12 protein-coding genes and 2 pseudogenes are annotated in these 16034 nt (G+C 50.4%); 8 read left to right on the plus strand and 6 right to left on the minus strand.

Annotated features, from left to right (window positions below):
- Nucleotides 1–28 precede the first annotated feature (28 nt).
- The 5 genes and pseudogenes from greA to dapB all read right to left on the minus strand — a co-directional run bounded on the left by greA (nucleotide 29) and on the right by dapB (nucleotide 6934).
- A pseudogene (gene greA, locus O3276_RS09485) lies at nucleotides 29–506 on the minus strand (transcription elongation factor GreA).
- A pseudogene (gene carB, locus O3276_RS09490) lies at nucleotides 503–3762 on the minus strand (carbamoyl-phosphate synthase large subunit). The pseudogenes greA and carB overlap by 4 nt, the downstream one beginning before the upstream one ends.
- Nucleotides 3763–3789: 27 nt before the next feature.
- Nucleotides 3790–4932, minus strand: a complete 1143-nt coding sequence (carA, locus tag O3276_RS09495; protein ID WP_269675414.1) for a glutamine-hydrolyzing carbamoyl-phosphate synthase small subunit — start codon at nucleotides 4930–4932, stop codon at nucleotides 3790–3792.
- Between the two features lie 193 nt (nucleotides 4933–5125).
- The gene (locus O3276_RS09500; RefSeq protein ID WP_269675415.1) at nucleotides 5126–5950 is read right to left on the minus strand and encodes a hypothetical protein; all 825 of its coding nucleotides are present in this window, start codon (nucleotides 5948–5950) and stop codon (nucleotides 5126–5128) included.
- Nucleotides 5951–6127: 177 nt separating this feature from the next.
- Complete coding sequence (gene dapB, locus O3276_RS09505) at nucleotides 6128–6934, minus strand: 4-hydroxy-tetrahydrodipicolinate reductase (RefSeq protein WP_269675416.1); 807 nt, start codon at nucleotides 6932–6934, stop codon at nucleotides 6128–6130.
- A gap of 389 nt (nucleotides 6935–7323) precedes the next feature.
- Here dapB and O3276_RS09510 point away from each other — a divergent pair, with 389 nt between their 5' ends.
- From O3276_RS09510 to O3276_RS09525, 4 genes are all read left to right on the plus strand, one after another.
- Complete coding sequence (locus O3276_RS09510) at nucleotides 7324–7911, plus strand: hypothetical protein (protein ID WP_269675417.1); 588 nt, start codon at nucleotides 7324–7326, stop codon at nucleotides 7909–7911.
- A gap of 129 nt (nucleotides 7912–8040) precedes the next feature.
- Complete coding sequence (locus O3276_RS09515) at nucleotides 8041–8562, plus strand: HugZ family pyridoxamine 5'-phosphate oxidase (protein ID WP_269675418.1); 522 nt, start codon at nucleotides 8041–8043, stop codon at nucleotides 8560–8562.
- A 14-nt stretch (nucleotides 8563–8576) separates the two neighbouring features.
- Nucleotides 8577–9674 carry a bifunctional diaminohydroxyphosphoribosylaminopyrimidine deaminase/5-amino-6-(5-phosphoribosylamino)uracil reductase RibD gene (gene ribD / locus O3276_RS09520; protein WP_332328207.1) on the plus strand — a complete coding sequence of 366 codons (1098 nt, stop codon included), beginning with the start codon at nucleotides 8577–8579 and terminating at the stop codon, nucleotides 9672–9674.
- A 208-nt stretch (nucleotides 9675–9882) separates the two neighbouring features.
- Entirely contained in the window at nucleotides 9883–10755 is an 873-nt protein-coding gene (locus O3276_RS09525) for a protein kinase domain-containing protein (RefSeq protein ID WP_269675419.1), read from the plus strand.
- Between the two features lie 86 nt (nucleotides 10756–10841).
- On the opposite strand, the gene O3276_RS09530 is transcribed toward O3276_RS09525, so the two are convergent.
- Entirely contained in the window at nucleotides 10842–11990 is a 1149-nt protein-coding gene (locus O3276_RS09530; RefSeq protein WP_269675420.1) for a hypothetical protein, read from the minus strand.
- 438 nt (nucleotides 11991–12428) lie between these two features.
- Here O3276_RS09530 and ribBA point away from each other — a divergent pair, with 438 nt between their 5' ends.
- The 4 genes from ribBA to O3276_RS09550 all read left to right on the plus strand — a co-directional run bounded on the left by ribBA (nucleotide 12429) and on the right by O3276_RS09550 (nucleotide 16000).
- Nucleotides 12429–13547 carry a bifunctional 3,4-dihydroxy-2-butanone-4-phosphate synthase/GTP cyclohydrolase II gene (gene ribBA / locus O3276_RS09535; protein WP_269675421.1) on the plus strand — a complete coding sequence of 373 codons (1119 nt, stop codon included), beginning with the start codon at nucleotides 12429–12431 and terminating at the stop codon, nucleotides 13545–13547.
- Between the two features lie 349 nt (nucleotides 13548–13896).
- Nucleotides 13897–14382, plus strand: a complete 486-nt coding sequence (gene nusB, locus O3276_RS09540; RefSeq protein ID WP_269675959.1) for a transcription antitermination factor NusB — start codon at nucleotides 13897–13899, stop codon at nucleotides 14380–14382.
- A 72-nt stretch (nucleotides 14383–14454) separates the two neighbouring features.
- Nucleotides 14455–15444 (plus strand): thiamine-phosphate kinase, encoded by a 990-nt coding sequence (gene thiL / locus O3276_RS09545; RefSeq protein WP_269675422.1) that lies wholly within the window; start codon nucleotides 14455–14457, stop codon nucleotides 15442–15444.
- A 22-nt stretch (nucleotides 15445–15466) separates the two neighbouring features.
- Nucleotides 15467–16000, plus strand: a complete 534-nt coding sequence (locus tag O3276_RS09550; protein ID WP_269675423.1) for a phosphatidylglycerophosphatase A family protein — start codon at nucleotides 15467–15469, stop codon at nucleotides 15998–16000.
- Nucleotides 16001–16034 lie beyond the last annotated feature (34 nt).

Genomic DNA, 16034 nt, shown 5'->3' on the forward strand with positions numbered 1-16034 from the left:
AAAAAATACCCGCTCAGTGATGCATTAATCAAATATGCTGCACTTCATCAATCTCATATTCAACACCGCCAGAAGGTGTGTTAACCACAACCACATCCCCTTCTTCCTTGCCAATCAGGGCTCGGGCAATGGGTGAGTTGACAGAGATCTTGTTCACTTTGATATCTGCTTCATCATCACCGACAATCTTGTAGGTGACTTCCCGGTCATCATCCAGGTTGATCAGTACAATCGTGGTACCGAACAGCACCTTGCCGGTCTTGGTGATGGTGGTAATATCAATGACCTGGGCATTGGAGAGCTTGGCTTCAATCTCGTTGATGCGACCTTCGGCAAAGCTCTGCTGCTCACGGGCGGCATGGTATTCAGCATTCTCCTTAAGGTCTCCGAGCTCACGTGCTTCAGCAATAGCCGCAGAAATACGAGGACGTTCCACCCCCTTCAAATGAGCCAGTTCCTCACGGAGGGCTTTTTCCCCCCTCCACCGTCATGGGAATTCTTTTCATCCAACGTTACCTTCGTGTAGATCCTGAAGCCGTCTGACCAATCTTTCAGATCCAAAGGCGATCGAACGCGCAATCGCTTCTGCTCCCGCCATGGTGGTTGTATATAGCACCTTATTGGTCAATGCAGAGCGACGGATCAGGTAAGAATCAGCAATGGCCTGACGACCTTCAGTCGTATTGATGACGAAGGCTATATCACCATTGACGATCATGTCCACCAAATGCGGTCTTCCCTGATGCACTTTGTTGATGGTGGTGACCGGCAAACCGGCTTCTTCAATCACTTTTGCCGTGCCGGAGGTGGCCAGCAGCTCGAAGCCGATATCCATCAGCAGACGAGCCACCATCGGCAACTCCGGTTTGTCAAAATCCCGGACGGAGAGAATGACCTTACCCCCCTGTGGCAGCTGCATATTCTCAGCCAGCTGCGCCTTGTGGAAGGCTTCCGGGAAGGTAGCCCCAACGCCCATCACTTCGCCGGTGGATTTCATCTCCGGGCCAAGAATCGGATCCACGCCGGGGAACTTATTAAATGGGAAAACCGCTTCTTTGACACTGTAGTATGGTGGCACAATCTCAGCAGTAAAGTTCAGCTCTTCCAGGGTTTTGCCCATCATCACCCGTGCCGCAATCTTGGCCAGGGAGTGGCCAATGCACTTGGAGACAAATGGCACGGTACGGGAAGCCCTGGGGTTCACCTCAATCACGTAGATCTGGTCATCCTGAATGGCCAGCTGCACATTCATCAGGCCCACAACGCCCAATTCCAACGCCATGGCACGAACCTGCTCACGGATTTCATCCTGATGACGACGGTTCAGGCTGTAAGGCGGCAGCGAGCAGCTGGAGTCGCCGGAGTGAATACCCGCCTGCTCGATGTGCTGCATGATCGCGCCAATCACCACACGTTCGCCATCACACACCGCATCGACGTCCACTTCTACTGCACGGTTCAGGAAGTAGTCCAATAGCACCGGGCTGTCGTTCGATACCTGAACAGCGTCTTTCATATAACGCACCAGCTCATCTTCGCCGGCGACAATTTCCATGGCACGGCCACCCAGAACATAGGAGGGACGAACCACCAGTGGATAGCCAATCTCCGCCGCTTTGGCCACCGCTTCCTGCTCACTGCGAACCGTGGCGTTAGCGGGCTGCAACAGACCCAGTTTCTGGATCATCTGCTGGAAGCGCTCACGGTCTTCGGCACGGTCAATGGCTTCAGGGCTGGTACCGATAATCGGCACACCTTCGGCTTCCAGGGCACGGGCCAGTTTCAGCGGCGTCTGGCCACCGTACTGAACAATAACCCCGGTGGGTTGCTCAACATCGATGATGGCCAGTACATCTTCCAGGGTTACCGGTTCAAAGTAGAGTCGGTCAGAGGTGTCGTAATCGGTAGAAACGGTCTCCGGATTACAGTTAACCATAATGGTTTCGTAGCCATCTTCCCGCGCCGCCAGTGCCGCATGGACACAGCAGTAGTCAAACTCAATCCCCTGACCGATACGGTTTGGCCCACCGCCAATCACCATGATTTTTTCACGGCCAGAAGGCTCGGCTTCGCACTCTTCGTCATAGGAAGAGTACATGTACGCTGTCGTAGACTGGAATTCAGCTGCACAGGTATCCACGCGTTTGTAGACGGGCTTGACCTGTTGTTTACGACGATAGTTGCGTACTTCGGCTTCTTGAATACCCAGCAGCTCCGCCATACGGGCATCGCTGAAGCCTTTCTGCTTCAGGCGGAACAGGCGCTCTTTTGATAGAGAGGTCAGACCTTTGCCATTAACCGCGTCGTTAGCCAGTAACGCTTCTTCATTCACCAGGTCCTGAATCTGCACCAGGAACCATGGATCAATCATGCACTCAGCAAAGATCGCTTCCAGGGTCATACCGGCACGGAAGGCATCCGCAACGTAGTAGATACGATCGGCTTTCGGTGTCACCAGTTCACGACGGATTCTGGCCAGTGCATCTTCACGTTCTGCATCAGAGCAGGCATCCAGTTTGATATCAAACATGGAGTTAAAGCCCGTGGCACCAGTTTCCAGGCCACGCAGTGCTTTCTGCACAGACTCCTGGAATGAACGACCAATGGCCATTACCTCACCCACCGATTTCATCTGAGTGGTCAGACGGTCATCTGCCTGAGGGAACTTCTCAAAGGCAAAGCGGGGGATTTTGGTCACCACGTAATCAATGGATGGTTCAAAAGAGGCAGGAACCACACCACCGGTGATCTCATTGCTCAGTTCATCCAGGGTGTAACCCACCGCCAGCTTGGCGGCAACACGGGCAATGGGGAAACCGGTAGCCTTGGAAGCCAGGGCAGAAGAACGGGATACCCGGGGGTTCATCTCAATGACCACCATGCGGCCGGTGTCCGGGCAGATACCAAACTGTACGTTGGAACCACCGGTTTCCACACCAATCTCACGCAGTACCGCAATGGAGGCGTTACGCATGATCTGGTACTCCTTATCGGTCAGCGTCTGGGCTGGCGCGACGGTAATGGAGTCTCCGGTGTGAACCCCCATGGGGTCAAAGTTTTCGATGGCACAGACAATGATGCAGTTATCATTGCGGTCACGAACCACTTCCATCTCGTACTCTTTCCAGCCAATCAGCGACTCATCAATCAACAGCTCATTGGTGGGCGATAGGTCGAGGCCACGGAAGCAGATCTCCTCAAACTCTTCTTTGTTATAGGCAATCCCACCCCCGGTGCCGCCCATGGTAAACGACGGACGAATAATACAGGGGAAGCCAACCTGATCGAGAACGGCGCGGGCTTCTTCCATGGTATGGGCAATACCGGAGCGCGGCGTTGCCAAACCGATATTTTTCATGGCCTGGTCAAACAGCTGGCGATCTTCGGCTTTGTCGATGGCCTGCTGGTTGGCACCAATCATGGCCACGCCGTACTTTTCCAGCACACCTTTATGGAACAGATCCAGGGCACAGTTAAGCGCGGTCTGACCGCCCATGGTGGGAAGAATCGCATCCGGGCGCTCTTTTTCGATAATCTTCTCGACGGTCTCCCAGCGGATTGGCTCAATATAGGTTGAGTCCGCCATGGCCGGGTCGGTCATAATGGTCGCCGGATTGGAGTTTACCAGGATGACCCGAAACCCCTCTTCCTTCAGCGCCTTACAGGCTGCGCTCCAGAATAGTCAAACTCACAGGCCTGGCCGATAATAATTGGACCAGCCCCGAGTATCAGAATACTTTCAATATCAGTACGTTTTGGCATCTTGTTCTCACATCAAAACGGGGTTGGTTACTTTGCTGCCTTCAGCATCTCAACAAAACGGTCAAACAGCCCGGCCACATCGTGTGGGCCCGGGCTTGCTTCAGGGTGCCCCTGGAAGCTGAAAGCAGGACGATCAGTCCGCTCAATACCCTGAAGGCTGCCATCAAACAGTGACTTATGGGTTGCCTGCAGGTGCTCTGGTAACGAGTCTTCCGCTACGGCAAAACCGTGGTTCTGGCTGGTAATCATGACCTGACCGGTCTTGAGATCCTGAACCGGGTGATTGCCACCGTGGTGACCAAACTTCATCTTCTCGGTCCTGGCACCACTGGCCAGAGCCAGCAGCTGATGCCCCAGACAGATACCAAACACCGGCAGAGAAGTATCCAGAATGTCCTTAATGGCGGCGATGGCGTAATCACAGGGCTCTGGATCACCGGGGCCGTTAGAGAGGAAAATACCATCCGGATTCAGGGCCAGAACCTCTTCGGCGGGTGTTTTGGCTGGTACAACGGTAAGCCGACAGCCTCGCTGAGCCAGCATGCGCAGAATGTTTCTTTTTACACCAAAATCGTAAGCCACGACGTGAAACGGCAGGTCCGTCACGTCGGCATGGCTGTCGGTCTCCAGATTCCAGACACCTTCTGTCCAGGTGTAAGGCTGGTCAGTGGTGACTTCTTTTGCCAGGTCCATCCCTTTCAGGCCCGGAAACTCACGGGCCCTGGCCAGTGCTTTGGCTTCAGCCGCTTTTCCGGCCAGGGCGTCTCCCGCCAGGATACAGCCGTTCTGCGCACCTTTTTCCCGGAGAATTCGAGTCAGGCGGCGGGTATCGATACCAGCGATGGCGACAATATTGCGGGATTTCAGATAGTCATCCAGAGACATTTTACTGCGCCAGTTGCTGGCCAGCAGTGGCAGGTCCTTGATGATCAGACCGGCGGCCTGGATTTGTGGGGATTCTTCGTCTTCCGGAGTAATACCGGTATTACCAATATGGGGATAGGTGAGCGTAACGATTTGGCGGGAATAGGAAGGGTCGGTGAGAATTTCCTGATAACCGGTCATTGCCGTGTTGAAAACCACCTCACCACTGGTCTCACCATCAATACCGATGGCAATTCCCCGGAAAATACTGCCATCTTCCAGAGCTAAAACAGCCGTCTTAGTCAAAGGATCCTCCCGAACTTGAACCTGAGCGCCTTATGCCCGAACGCTATGATGCTTTAAGTCCTCCAGTTTGAAGACCCAAAAAAAGCGAGATGTTTTAAAAAACCATCTCGCTTTTGATCTTGCACCCTGTCGCGCACATCATAAATTCAAGGCAAATTTAATGCATTACACTATAAATCAACTAACTTTTCCACTACTTTTTTTGGTCGCCAGGTGATTTTTGATTCAGGGCATCAAGAGGCAGCAACTCAACCCAGCCTTGTTTATTCATATATTCTTCAACCGCTCTTCTCGCTCCTCCGACCAACTCTGGACAATTGGACATCGCCCGAATCGCCTGACTATACACACGCGCCCTAAACTTCTTCTGCAACTCCTTCTGCTTAAGCTCAAATGTCAGTTGTTGAATCTCTATTTCCAATTCAATCAGTTTTCTTGAAGATTCATCGTGTAAAAGTACCTTGAATGCATATTCCATAGGATGCATTAAATGACCCAGACTGCGTCTGCTGAAACCTAGATTTTCCAAAACTCTCTTCGCCTTGTTTTCTTTGCTTTTCAGCTCACTCTTTTTTTTCTGTGTTTCGATCAAGAGCTGTAATCTGTTTTTTTTGATGATTCCCTCCATCCGATGCTCAAAGCGCATCCTGAATAAATCAGAGTTACGGCTCTCCCTGTGGTTATTTGCTGACCCGGGCGGGTTGTTTTTACTAAAAGTGGATAGCTCATTTCTTGCTAATTTCTGAGGCACCACTTCAAGGTCCGTGCTTGCAGGCAACGGCCTTTTCATCGATTTACCCATGCTTCCCGGAACAGAGCCATTATAAGCCGCAATATGACGGGAACAAAGGCTGCGGGCAGTTCTGTCGCAAGCTGTATTACTGCCCGGAAGCATTTTTTCCTGTCCTTCAGCGGTCCTCGGGAAACCTTCAATGCCATCAAGAATGGTATCAAGACTCTGATTTGCTAACCAATCCCGCCACCCCTGAGGGGGAACAACGCCGGATACTATCATCACTATCAACCTCCTTTTTCACCCATTTTCCGCATTATCAGCACACCGGGCAGTGATTTAAGTTCTCTTCAGTAATCAACCATGCAGCCAGACCGTTGATTCCAGATAAATCACTAACTGTTTAATCAGTTACTACAACGCCATCAGTGCAAAAACGAAGGGTATTGTTATCCAGTGAATTCAGGTTTTCAGACCCAAAACATCCTGCATATCGAACAGGCCGGACTTTTTATCAGAAATAAATCGAACTGCCCGCAATGAGCCCCGGGCATAGATCACCCGGCTGCTGGCTTTATGGGTTACCTCCACACGCTCACCTTCACAGGCAAACAGCACCGTATGGTCACCAATCACATCACCGGCTCGAACAGTGGCAAAGCCAATGGTTTCCCGGTCTCTTGGCCCGGTATACCCTTCGCGACCGTAAACAGCGCACTTTTGCAGATCACGCCCCAGGATATCTGCCACCACTTCACCCATTTTCAGTGCCGTTCCGGAGGGTGAGTCCACCTTATGACGATGGTGCGCTTCAATAACTTCAATATCTGCGTCATCACCCAGTACCCTGGCAGCCATCTCCAGCAGCTTGAACACCAGATTGACCCCGATACTCATATTAGGCGCAAAAACGATGGCGGTATCCTCTGCCGCTTTGGCGAACTCTGCCTTCTGATCATTGCTTAAGCCAGTGGTGCCAATCACAATGCCTTTCCCATACTGCTGGCACAGGGCAACATTCTGCATGGTCAATTCCGGGGTGGTAAAATCAATCAAAACATCAAAGTCATTAACAGCTGCCACCAGGCTATCTGTTAATGGCACACCCAGTGAGCCAACCCCTGCCAGGTCTCCCGCATCGACCCCCAACAGAGTGTCGCCAGGCTTGATAATTGCTGCTCCCAGCTGGCACTGCTGATCAGCGGCAACGGCTTCCACCAGCATTCGCCCCATTCTTCCGCCGGCACCTACAATAGCAACTCTGGTCACGTCATACTCCCTCTGGCATTTTAATCGGTTGCAAAAATCCTTCGTAGTCTATCGGACTACCCACAAACAGCAAGCAGGGCAGGAAAAACAGCAATCCGGCTTTTATTTTTTAAGGAAAAAACGATAACCTGTCCCCCCCCCCACTTCGTGAAAGTTACAGGTGCAATGATGATCAGACAGTTTGTGCAAGACGTTCGGGAGATGCATTGGGCTCCAAGGCTGTTTATGGCCATGGTCATTGTGAAAACCCTCTCTGTGATGATTCGGGAGGCACAGATACTTTAAAACTGAACTTTTTAACCTTACGGATATTCTAAGTTCTGATTCCTGAAAATGGATTGACTCCAAATCCATTAAATTTAATTCATAAAACCTTGGAAATAATGATTATGAATACGGGTCAGATTACAAGTTTTCAACAGCCCGCCTACCCCAACTTGCCTGAGCATAAAAAATTTAGCGGCTGCGTTAACCAAGGCTATACAAAATATGCTTATGAACCGATAGATCCAGAGGATCCGACAAAAGGCATCAGGGTTAAAGTTAATGTATACAGCAAGTTCGTAAAACCGGGCTATTTAAACGGCCACACTCATATAAAAAAACCTGCATCACAGCTGCTATTATGGCTTCATGGCTATAAAACACTTCCCTCCAGAGCCTGTTGTGCAAGGACAGAAGCAGATATTCAAATAAAAATGCCAAAATACGTTATGGAAAGCTGTCTTCAAGCTTCCCGGCGGATTTACACAAATATTCTAAACCCAGACTCAAAATTACCGCATTCTAATACCTTCCTCTCCTATGATGACCTTATAGACCAATGCTTTTTCCTCTATGATAAGATTTTTCTTGAAAAGTATTTGCCCGAACTGGTCAAATCACCAGAATTCGTTGTAGCAACCAATCAGAATAAAGAGAAAGTAGCCTACTGGGACACATCGGTTAGTCACGTCCCAACGGAAAAACCTGTTTGAATCGATAACCCGGCATCAATGATGCCATCATCCTACTCCTTTGGGCGCGCCATCTATACGAAGAGACAATAAAGCTCGCAATAGGTTATATTACTCCGCTAATGATGCTGATTCTCACCCAAGGTAGTCATGAGCAAGAAAGTAGCAGTTATAGAAGGTGAAGAACTTGCGGCCATCGCTGAACGCTGCGAGAAGCTGGTGAACAGCCATCAAACGTTAACGCTTTCCACGCTTTCTCCACAAGGTAGACCGGAAATCAGCTATACTCCTTACCTGCGGGGGGAAGACGGTACTTTTTATATATTCGTCAGCGAACTGGCTCACCACACTCCCAATCTGCTGGCTAACCCTGTGTGCTCAATCCTGTTTGCCGCCCCTGAGTCAGAAACCAAAAACCTGTTTGCCCGTGAGCGCGCCTTTTTCCACTGTCAGGCCGATGAGCTGGCAAGAGGCACCGAACGCTGTGACCACTGGCTGGATCTGATTCAGGAAAAATTTGGCAATACGGTGGAAGTCTTGCGCAATCTCCCGGACTTTCACCTCTTTGCCCTGACGCCTGAAAACGGCCAGTATACCGTTGGTTTTGGCAAAGCTTTCAAAATCAATGCGGATGGCTCGTTCAGCCATATTGTTATCGATAAGAAAAAGTAATAACCGAGGTTCCAATGACCCAAGAAGCGATAGACAGTGGCTTTATGGCTAAGGCTATCGAGCTGGCTCGCTCAGGTTGGTATACAACCATGCCCAACCCGAGAGTTGGCTGTTTAATTGTAGACGTCAACGGTCATATTGTTGGCGAAGGCTGGCACGAAAAGGCAGGAGAGCCTCACGCCGAAGTGCATGCACTACGCATGGCTGGCACAAAGGCCAAAGGTGCCACAGCCTATGTAACCCTGGAGCCTTGCAGCCATTTTGGCAGAACACCGCCCTGTGCAGAAGCCCTCAAGGCTGCCGGTGTCGCACGGGTGGTTGCGGCAATAAAGGATGACAACCCGGCCGTATCCGGTAAAGGCATGGCCCTGCTTCAGCAAGCAGGGATAGAAATCCAATCCGGCGTTCTTGCCGATGAAGCCCGGGCCCTGAATGAAGGTTTTTTCAAGCGTATGTCGACGGGCATGCCACTGGTCAGAGCAAAACTGGCCATGAGCCTGGATGGCAGAACCGCCATGGCCAGCGGTGAATCCCAATGGATTACCGGCCCCAAGGCACGCAGTGAAGTGCAAAAACTCAGGGCACAGAGTTGTGCCATTATCACCGGGGTAGGTTCGATTCTTCACGACAACTCGTCACTGACGGTTCGCCCCGATGAACTGGGTTTGGCCAATGCCGAAGCAATCTGCAAACGTCAGCCTCTGCGGGTGGTTCTGGACTCCACACTGCAAACGCCCATTGATGCCAAAGTGATTTCAGGCCCCGGGCATTGCCTGATCGTTACCACCTCACCATGCTGCCCCGAGAAAAAAGCACAGCTGGAGCAGGCGGGCGCTGAAGTTCTGGTTTTAGATCATGCCGAAGAACAAACGGCTGGCAGAGTTAACCTCCCGGCACTATTAGCAGAACTGGGACGCAGGGAGTGTAACGAGGTGCTACTGGAAACCGGCGCTCAACTGGCTGGCAGTATGATGGCTGAAAACCTGATTGATGAGCTGGTGGTATTCATGGCTCCGATTCTGATGGGCTCAGCAGCAAGGCCCCTATTGAACTTACCACTGCAAAGCATGTCTGAAAAAAAGAGCTGGTTATCAAAGATATCCGGGCAATAGGTAATGACTGGAAAATCACAGCGCGACCATTGTCTTGATAAGTTGCTCCCAACAAAAGATGGGGATTTTCTGCTTAAAAATGCTCCATTTTATTGGAAGAAACAAGGTGTTGTTATTACTAATATAACGGTTAGCGATTTATGTGAAAGCAAAGGAAGAACTACTTACAACCACTAACGATAACTTAATCGAAAATTGAGGTTAGTAAATGCAATCTGTTAATCCATCTGAATCAACTCATCCACATCCACCACAAGCACATTTTGACGAAAACAATGAAACTGTAGCGCTCATGTCTGGAAGATATATAAAAAAACATCAGATTGGCGAAGGTTGTTTCTCGAAAGTGTTTCTTGCTGAAAAAATAACAGGAAATACAGAAAACAAATATGTCGCACTGAAAAAAACCAGCCATTACGGTGAAATTGAAATCAATGCTTTCAAAGCATTAAACCCACATGCAAATATTGTAACCATGTTGGACCACTCTCTGGATAGTTCTACCATTGCCATGGAGCTGGCAGACTGCAACGTATATCAACTCATTGGTTTATGGGGGCAAGACAAAACAAAGTTGAATAGCAAACAGCTGAACTTTTTTATAGCCGAATTATTAAGAGGGTATCTTCACATACTGCAAAAAGGCAGGATTATCAGTGCAGATATTGGCAAGAAAAATGTCCTGTATGTTGCCCGGGAGAACAGGCTGAAAATTTCTGATTTCGGCCGACCGAATAATTCTAATGATCCCCTCATTTGGAATCGCAGACAACAGAAAAAAATAGGTGAGCTTTTGCTATCCCTGCTCGACATGATGGGTCACGACTGTGTGGGAGTCCCGCCCGGACACAAACATTGCTCTGATTGCCTTCAGCATGAAATAAGAATTTGTAGAGAAGGCCCTAACAAAAGCTTGAAAAGATTGAAACAAGAACTTAGTAATGAGCAGGAGAAAATCATCTCAGACCTTTTAAACGCACGTCTTGATTCAGGCCAGATAGAAAATATCCTGGAAAGCTTAACCACTCAATTAGAAATACTGCCCAAGCCTGAAAAATTTTCCGATCCGTTGCGGGCCTGAGAATAGCACGCTCCAACGAGTGAGGATCTCGCTAGTAGACAATTGTTAGCGCGCTTTCGATTTTTTCTATCCTGGTGCGTTAAGTACTACTTTTTCTTGCCTGTCATGTAGTGTCTACCCTCTTTATCGAATACAAATAATTCTGCCTCAGGGTATTGCCCCATGATTTCAGACAATGTTTTTTTTGGATACTCTTCAAGCTCACCTTCAGGGCCTGCAACGTTGACTACCTTTTCATCAAGATCGCAAACAATGATCCAGCAATTTTCAGTGTATGCCATCAGACGAAGATCAATCTGTTGGGCATAATTATAAGACTCCATTAACTTGTCAATTTGTTTTTCAAATAAAGAAGTGAGTGCCGGGTGAAACTTCAGCTTACCATTACCATCCAGGCACCTTTTTCCCTCATCGTAGGATTTTTGTCTTAATTCCGTGATGCTGGCATCACGTCTAATTTTGGACATACCATCATAAAAACAATTGCCATCGCGAACCGTCTTAACAAACTTCCGGTGGTATTTCTCGAGTATGGCTGCCGCCTTTCGCTCTTTCCGGATAGCTTTTGCTCGTCGAACGGCGTCCGACTCTTTACTTGAAGCGAGACCCTGCGTCATAGCGGGATCACTTTCAGTAATCTTTGAAGTGCCTGAGTCCAGGCTACGCTGAGTGGCCTTTGCCACATCTGCCCGTTCTCTGGCACTGCGCAGTTGCTCATCCAGTTGCTGCGTTTCTCTACTGAGCGCTAACGCCCGGGCCAAAGCGGGATCATTCTCATCATTTGCGGTAGCCAGGCTGTGACTTAAAGCTTCTGCCAGCTCAACTGCCTCCCGGTCAGCACGTCTCAACTGATCCGTGACCTCGGTCACCCTGCTGTCCGCTAATGCTTGCTGGAGTTCATCATTAAACGTGTCAGCATGGTTATGGCTCACAGGGCTCTCAGAATAACCTTCATCCTGCGCTTCATCAGGAAACCTATATACACGTTCCATGTCATCTACATCCCATGGGTCAGGAATGTCACTCAGTTTACTGGCCGTTTCATAACCTGAATCATCGTCTGACTCTGTCGATCCGGTTGTCTGACGATTTGCATTCTGGCCACCCTCGATTGCTGGCAATGATTCCTGATATGGTATGTGACTCACAAAGGGCACAACCCCCTTGTTAACCCCTGCAACATACCGCTCCTTTATGCTTTTCTCTATGGTCGGTGCCTGGAGCGCTTCCTCCATGGTTTTCCTGTAATGGGATGCGAGGAGGAAACATTTGACATGATTGACCAGATAAGAAAAAAACCTTCCTTGACCTCCAGCTTATAAACCAGCCGTCCATCTGACGTATTCACCTTTTGCATATCCAGGGAGCGCCAGCGGCTGTGGTTGCCTGCACTGTTCCAATTTTCAAGAACGTCAGCAGAAGACTTTAATACATCCGATGCATTTCCAAACATTATAATTAGTCCCTTTATCATTCCATTGAATAGTGACCAGCCCGATAAACAGCAACAATATGCTTAGCCTAAAACATTACAGGCAAATCACAACAAAGCACAGATTCCCCATAAACCGCTTTTAACCCCTGACGAAAAGAGTAAAATAGCCGCCACACATTTTTTCGCTTATAGCTGATAAGAAATCGTACCGGAAACCACCGGTTATCAGAGGGACATTATGCAGCTGAACTCCATCGAAGAACTTCTAGAGGACATTCGCCTCGGTAAGCCGGTCATACTGATGGATGATGAAGACCGTGAGAACGAAGGTGATCTGATCATCGCTGCGGAGAAAATCACCCCGGAAATTGTTAACTTTATGACCCGTGAGGCCAGGGGGCTGCTGTGCCTGACACTGACCGGCGATCGTTGTGATTTCCTTGGCCTTCCGCCAATGGTGGGGGCTTCGGACAACCAGTCTGGCTATGGCACACCATTCACCGTATCCATTGAAGCGGCAGAAGGGGTGACCACGGGTATTTCCGCTCAGGACCGGGCCAGAACCATTTTAACGGCGGTTGACCCACTTTCACGCCCGGCCGACATTGTCCAGCCAGGTCATATTTTCCCACTTCGTGCCAGACCCGGCGGGGTATTGAGCCGCGCTGGCCACACCGAAGCCGGTTGTGATCTTGCCCGTCTGGCAGGGCTGACACCGGCAGCCGCCATTATCGAGATCATGAATGAAGATGGCTCAATGGCCCGTCGCCCTGACCTGGAAGCGTTTGCAGAAAAGCACGACCTGAAAATTGGTACTATTGCCGACCTGATCCACTACCGGATTGTCCATGAAAAAACCGTAGAAAAGGTTGAGCAACGGGTCATTAATACCGACTTTGGCCAGTTTGATCTTTCGGTTTACCAGGACAGCATCAGCGACTGCAAACACCTGGCACTCAGCAAAGGCTATATCACGCCGGACTCACCAACCGTGGTTCGTGTTCACGCCATGGAACCGTTCCGTGACCTGCTGGCAGCCCACAGTGACGCTACCCGCACCAGCTGGTCTCTGCATAAAGCCATGGCCAGGGTCGCCGAAGAAGGCTGCGGGGTTGTGGTACTGCTGGATTCCGGCAGCCACCAGGACCTGGGAATGGCCCTGGAGCGCTTTGTTGATGCCAATGAGCGTTCGTCTTCCGATGGGATGTCCAGAGCCTACCAGGCCATTGGCACCGGCTCACAGATTTTGCGGGACCTGGGCGTTGGCAAGATGCGCCTGTTAAGCTCGCCCATCCGCTTTGCGGCTCTTTCCGGGTTTGACCTGGAAGTTGTGGAGTATCTGCCATTTGGTGAGTAACTCATCCGATGGAAATAGCCCCTCAATAGCGTAAAAAAATCACAATGAACGTTACCCGATCATGTAAACTGATCGGATATCGTTCATCTGTATTTAATACAGAAGTTGCCTTTGCTATTACTATTTGGTTGGTTCACCTTCTGGTGGTACACCGCACTTTGATTGCGTTGCTAACGAATGTGTTTAAAAGCCGTCTCAGGTTAATCTGGAAGATGAAGTGCTTCCCCTTGATGCTCTGACGGTAACACACCTGGTCCGACAAAATCTGGCAGCAAGGGTGGAAAGGCCTGTGCCTTTCAAATGATATCCCTTTTATAGAATCTGGAGGCTTGAGGTGAGCACCTCGCCAATGAATAACCCACAAGGCAACCCCGTTCAAAAGAAGAGCGCAGACCGGCTCAACCCGTCGGCTCGCAGAAGAGCACGACAGCTGGCCCTTCAGGCACTGTATCAGTGGCAAATTGCCAAATCACCACTGAACCAGATTGAAGCGCAATTCCGCATGGACAATGATTTCAGCAAAGTGGATGCCGGCTATTTCAGTGCCATCATTCATGGTGTGCCCAATCAAACCAACCAGCTTGATGAAGCGATGACCGCCGTACTGGATCGTCCATTGAGCCAGCTTGACCCGGTGGAGCTGTCAGCCCTGCGCATTGGCTGCTTTGAACTGATCAACCGAAAGGATGTTCCTTACCGGGTAGTGATCAATGAAGCCATTGAACTGGTCAAGCGCTTTGGTGCCCAAGACTCCCATCGCTATATTAACGGCATCCTCGACAAGCTGGCACCACGCCTGCGTTCTGAGGAAGTGCAAGCCTACCGGAAAAAATAGGCTGATTATAAGCTGCTTACGCCATGACGGATGTCAGGCACAGAAGACGACTTGACCATTTAACGGGGATTTATGGCCACTGGTGTAATGGGTGAATTCGAGCTGATCAAACGCTATTTTGCTCGCCCTGAGATCGCACAGATTCAAGGGCAATATACCAGCAGCATTCTTGGCATTGGTGATGACTGTGCGCTCTTTGACATCCCGGCGGATATGCAGCTTGCCCAGTCACTGGACACCCTGGTGGAAGGGGTTCACTTTCCCGGTGAGTGCGATCCTTTCGCCCTTGGTTACCGCGCCCTGGCCGTCAGCCTCAGTGATCTTGCTGCCATGGGGGCAGAACCGCACAGTTTTAACCTCGGCCTGACCCTGCCCAGGGTTTCCGAGCTCTGGCTGAAAGAGTTCTCTGAAGGTCTTGCCCAGCTTGCCCAGCGATTTAAAATCCCGCTGATTGGTGGAGATACCACAAAAGGACCACTGACCCTCTCGTTACAGGTCCAGGGGCTGGTCCCAAAAGGAGAGGCCCTGTTACGCAGTGGTGCCCGGCCTGGTGATCTTATCTGTATTACCGGCACCCTGGGTGATGCCGCCGGGGCGCTGCCTTCTGTGTTGGGCGGCGAGACACCGGAAACCTGCGGTGATGAAAGCCTGAAATACCTGTTACATCGCTATTGGTACCCCTCTCCCCGTCTGTTCGCCGGGCAATGGCTGCGCCAGGCAGGTGCTACCTCGGCCCTGGATATTTCCGATGGGCTGCTGGGTGATCTTGGCCATATCCTCGAAGCCAGCAACGTGGGCGCAGAAATCGAGCCCGATCTGGTTCCCAGGTCTGCTGCCCTTGGCCGTTGCCATGATCAGGATACCGCCCTCACCCTGGCCATGACCGGTGGTGACGATTACGAACTCTGTTTCACGATTCCCCGCCACCTGGCTCAGACGCTGCCAGCGAAACTCTCAGATGGCTGCCGCATTACCTGTATTGGCCAGATTAATGATGAGTCTGGAATAATCAGAGACCCACAGGGCAACCTGCTCAGCAAAAAAGCCTACACTCATTTTTGATTTCTGAAAGAATATAAAGCCCATGACGCTCTCTACCAGACAAGGCATAGCACCAAGAGAAACCTGCTGGAAAAATCCTGTCCACTTTCTCGCCTTTGGCTGCGGCAGTGGGCTGGCTCCTAAAGCGCCCGGTACCTTCGGCACCATTGCCGCCGCGTTCTTTTACCTGCTCCTGCAGGGATTAAGTCTCTGGACATACCTTGGGGTTATAGTTGTCGCTTCCGTGGTGGGTTTCTGGCTCTGCGGGCGGACCGCAAAAGATCTGGGGGTGCATGACCACCCAGCGATCGTCTGGGATGAATTCTGCGGCTTCTGGATAACCATGATTGCTGCCCCGGCAGGATGGCCCTGGATTCTTCTGGGCTTTGTCCTGTTCAGGCTGTTTGATATCTGGAAGCCCTGGCCGATCAGCTGGCTGGATAAAAAAGTTCACGGCGGTATTGGCATTATGGTTGATGACCTGGTGGCAGGCGTCTTTGCATTTTTATGCCTGCAGGCCATTCACTATGTCTATCTGAAGGATAGTTCTCACATAGAGATTGTTAATCTGGCTTAAGCCTCTGATATCATCAAAAGCAATAAGTATAAGA

The organism is Endozoicomonas sp. GU-1, assembly GCF_027366395.1.
Lineage (GTDB): Bacteria > Pseudomonadota > Gammaproteobacteria > Pseudomonadales > Endozoicomonadaceae > Endozoicomonas.

Excerpts from the sequence above, each read along its gene's own strand:
- O3276_RS09525 (WP_269675419.1), top strand. The coding sequence starts at position 9,883 with ATGCAATCTGTTAATCCATCTGAATCAACTCATCCACATCCACCACAA.
- ribBA (WP_269675421.1), top strand. The coding sequence starts at position 12,429 with ATGCAGCTGAACTCCATCGAAGAACTTCTAGAGGACATTCGCCTCGGT.
- O3276_RS09550 (WP_269675423.1), top strand. The coding sequence starts at position 15,467 with ATGACGCTCTCTACCAGACAAGGCATAGCACCAAGAGAAACCTGCTGG.
- thiL (WP_269675422.1), top strand. The coding sequence starts at position 14,455 with ATGGCCACTGGTGTAATGGGTGAATTCGAGCTGATCAAACGCTATTTT.
- O3276_RS09530 (WP_269675420.1), bottom strand. The coding sequence starts at position 11,990 with ATGGAGGAAGCGCTCCAGGCACCGACCATAGAGAAAAGCATAAAGGAG.
- O3276_RS09510 (WP_269675417.1), top strand. The coding sequence starts at position 7,324 with ATGAATACGGGTCAGATTACAAGTTTTCAACAGCCCGCCTACCCCAAC.
- nusB (WP_269675959.1), top strand. The coding sequence starts at position 13,897 with ATGAATAACCCACAAGGCAACCCCGTTCAAAAGAAGAGCGCAGACCGG.
- ribD (WP_332328207.1), top strand. The coding sequence starts at position 8,577 with ATGACCCAAGAAGCGATAGACAGTGGCTTTATGGCTAAGGCTATCGAG.
- O3276_RS09515 (WP_269675418.1), top strand. The coding sequence starts at position 8,041 with ATGAGCAAGAAAGTAGCAGTTATAGAAGGTGAAGAACTTGCGGCCATC.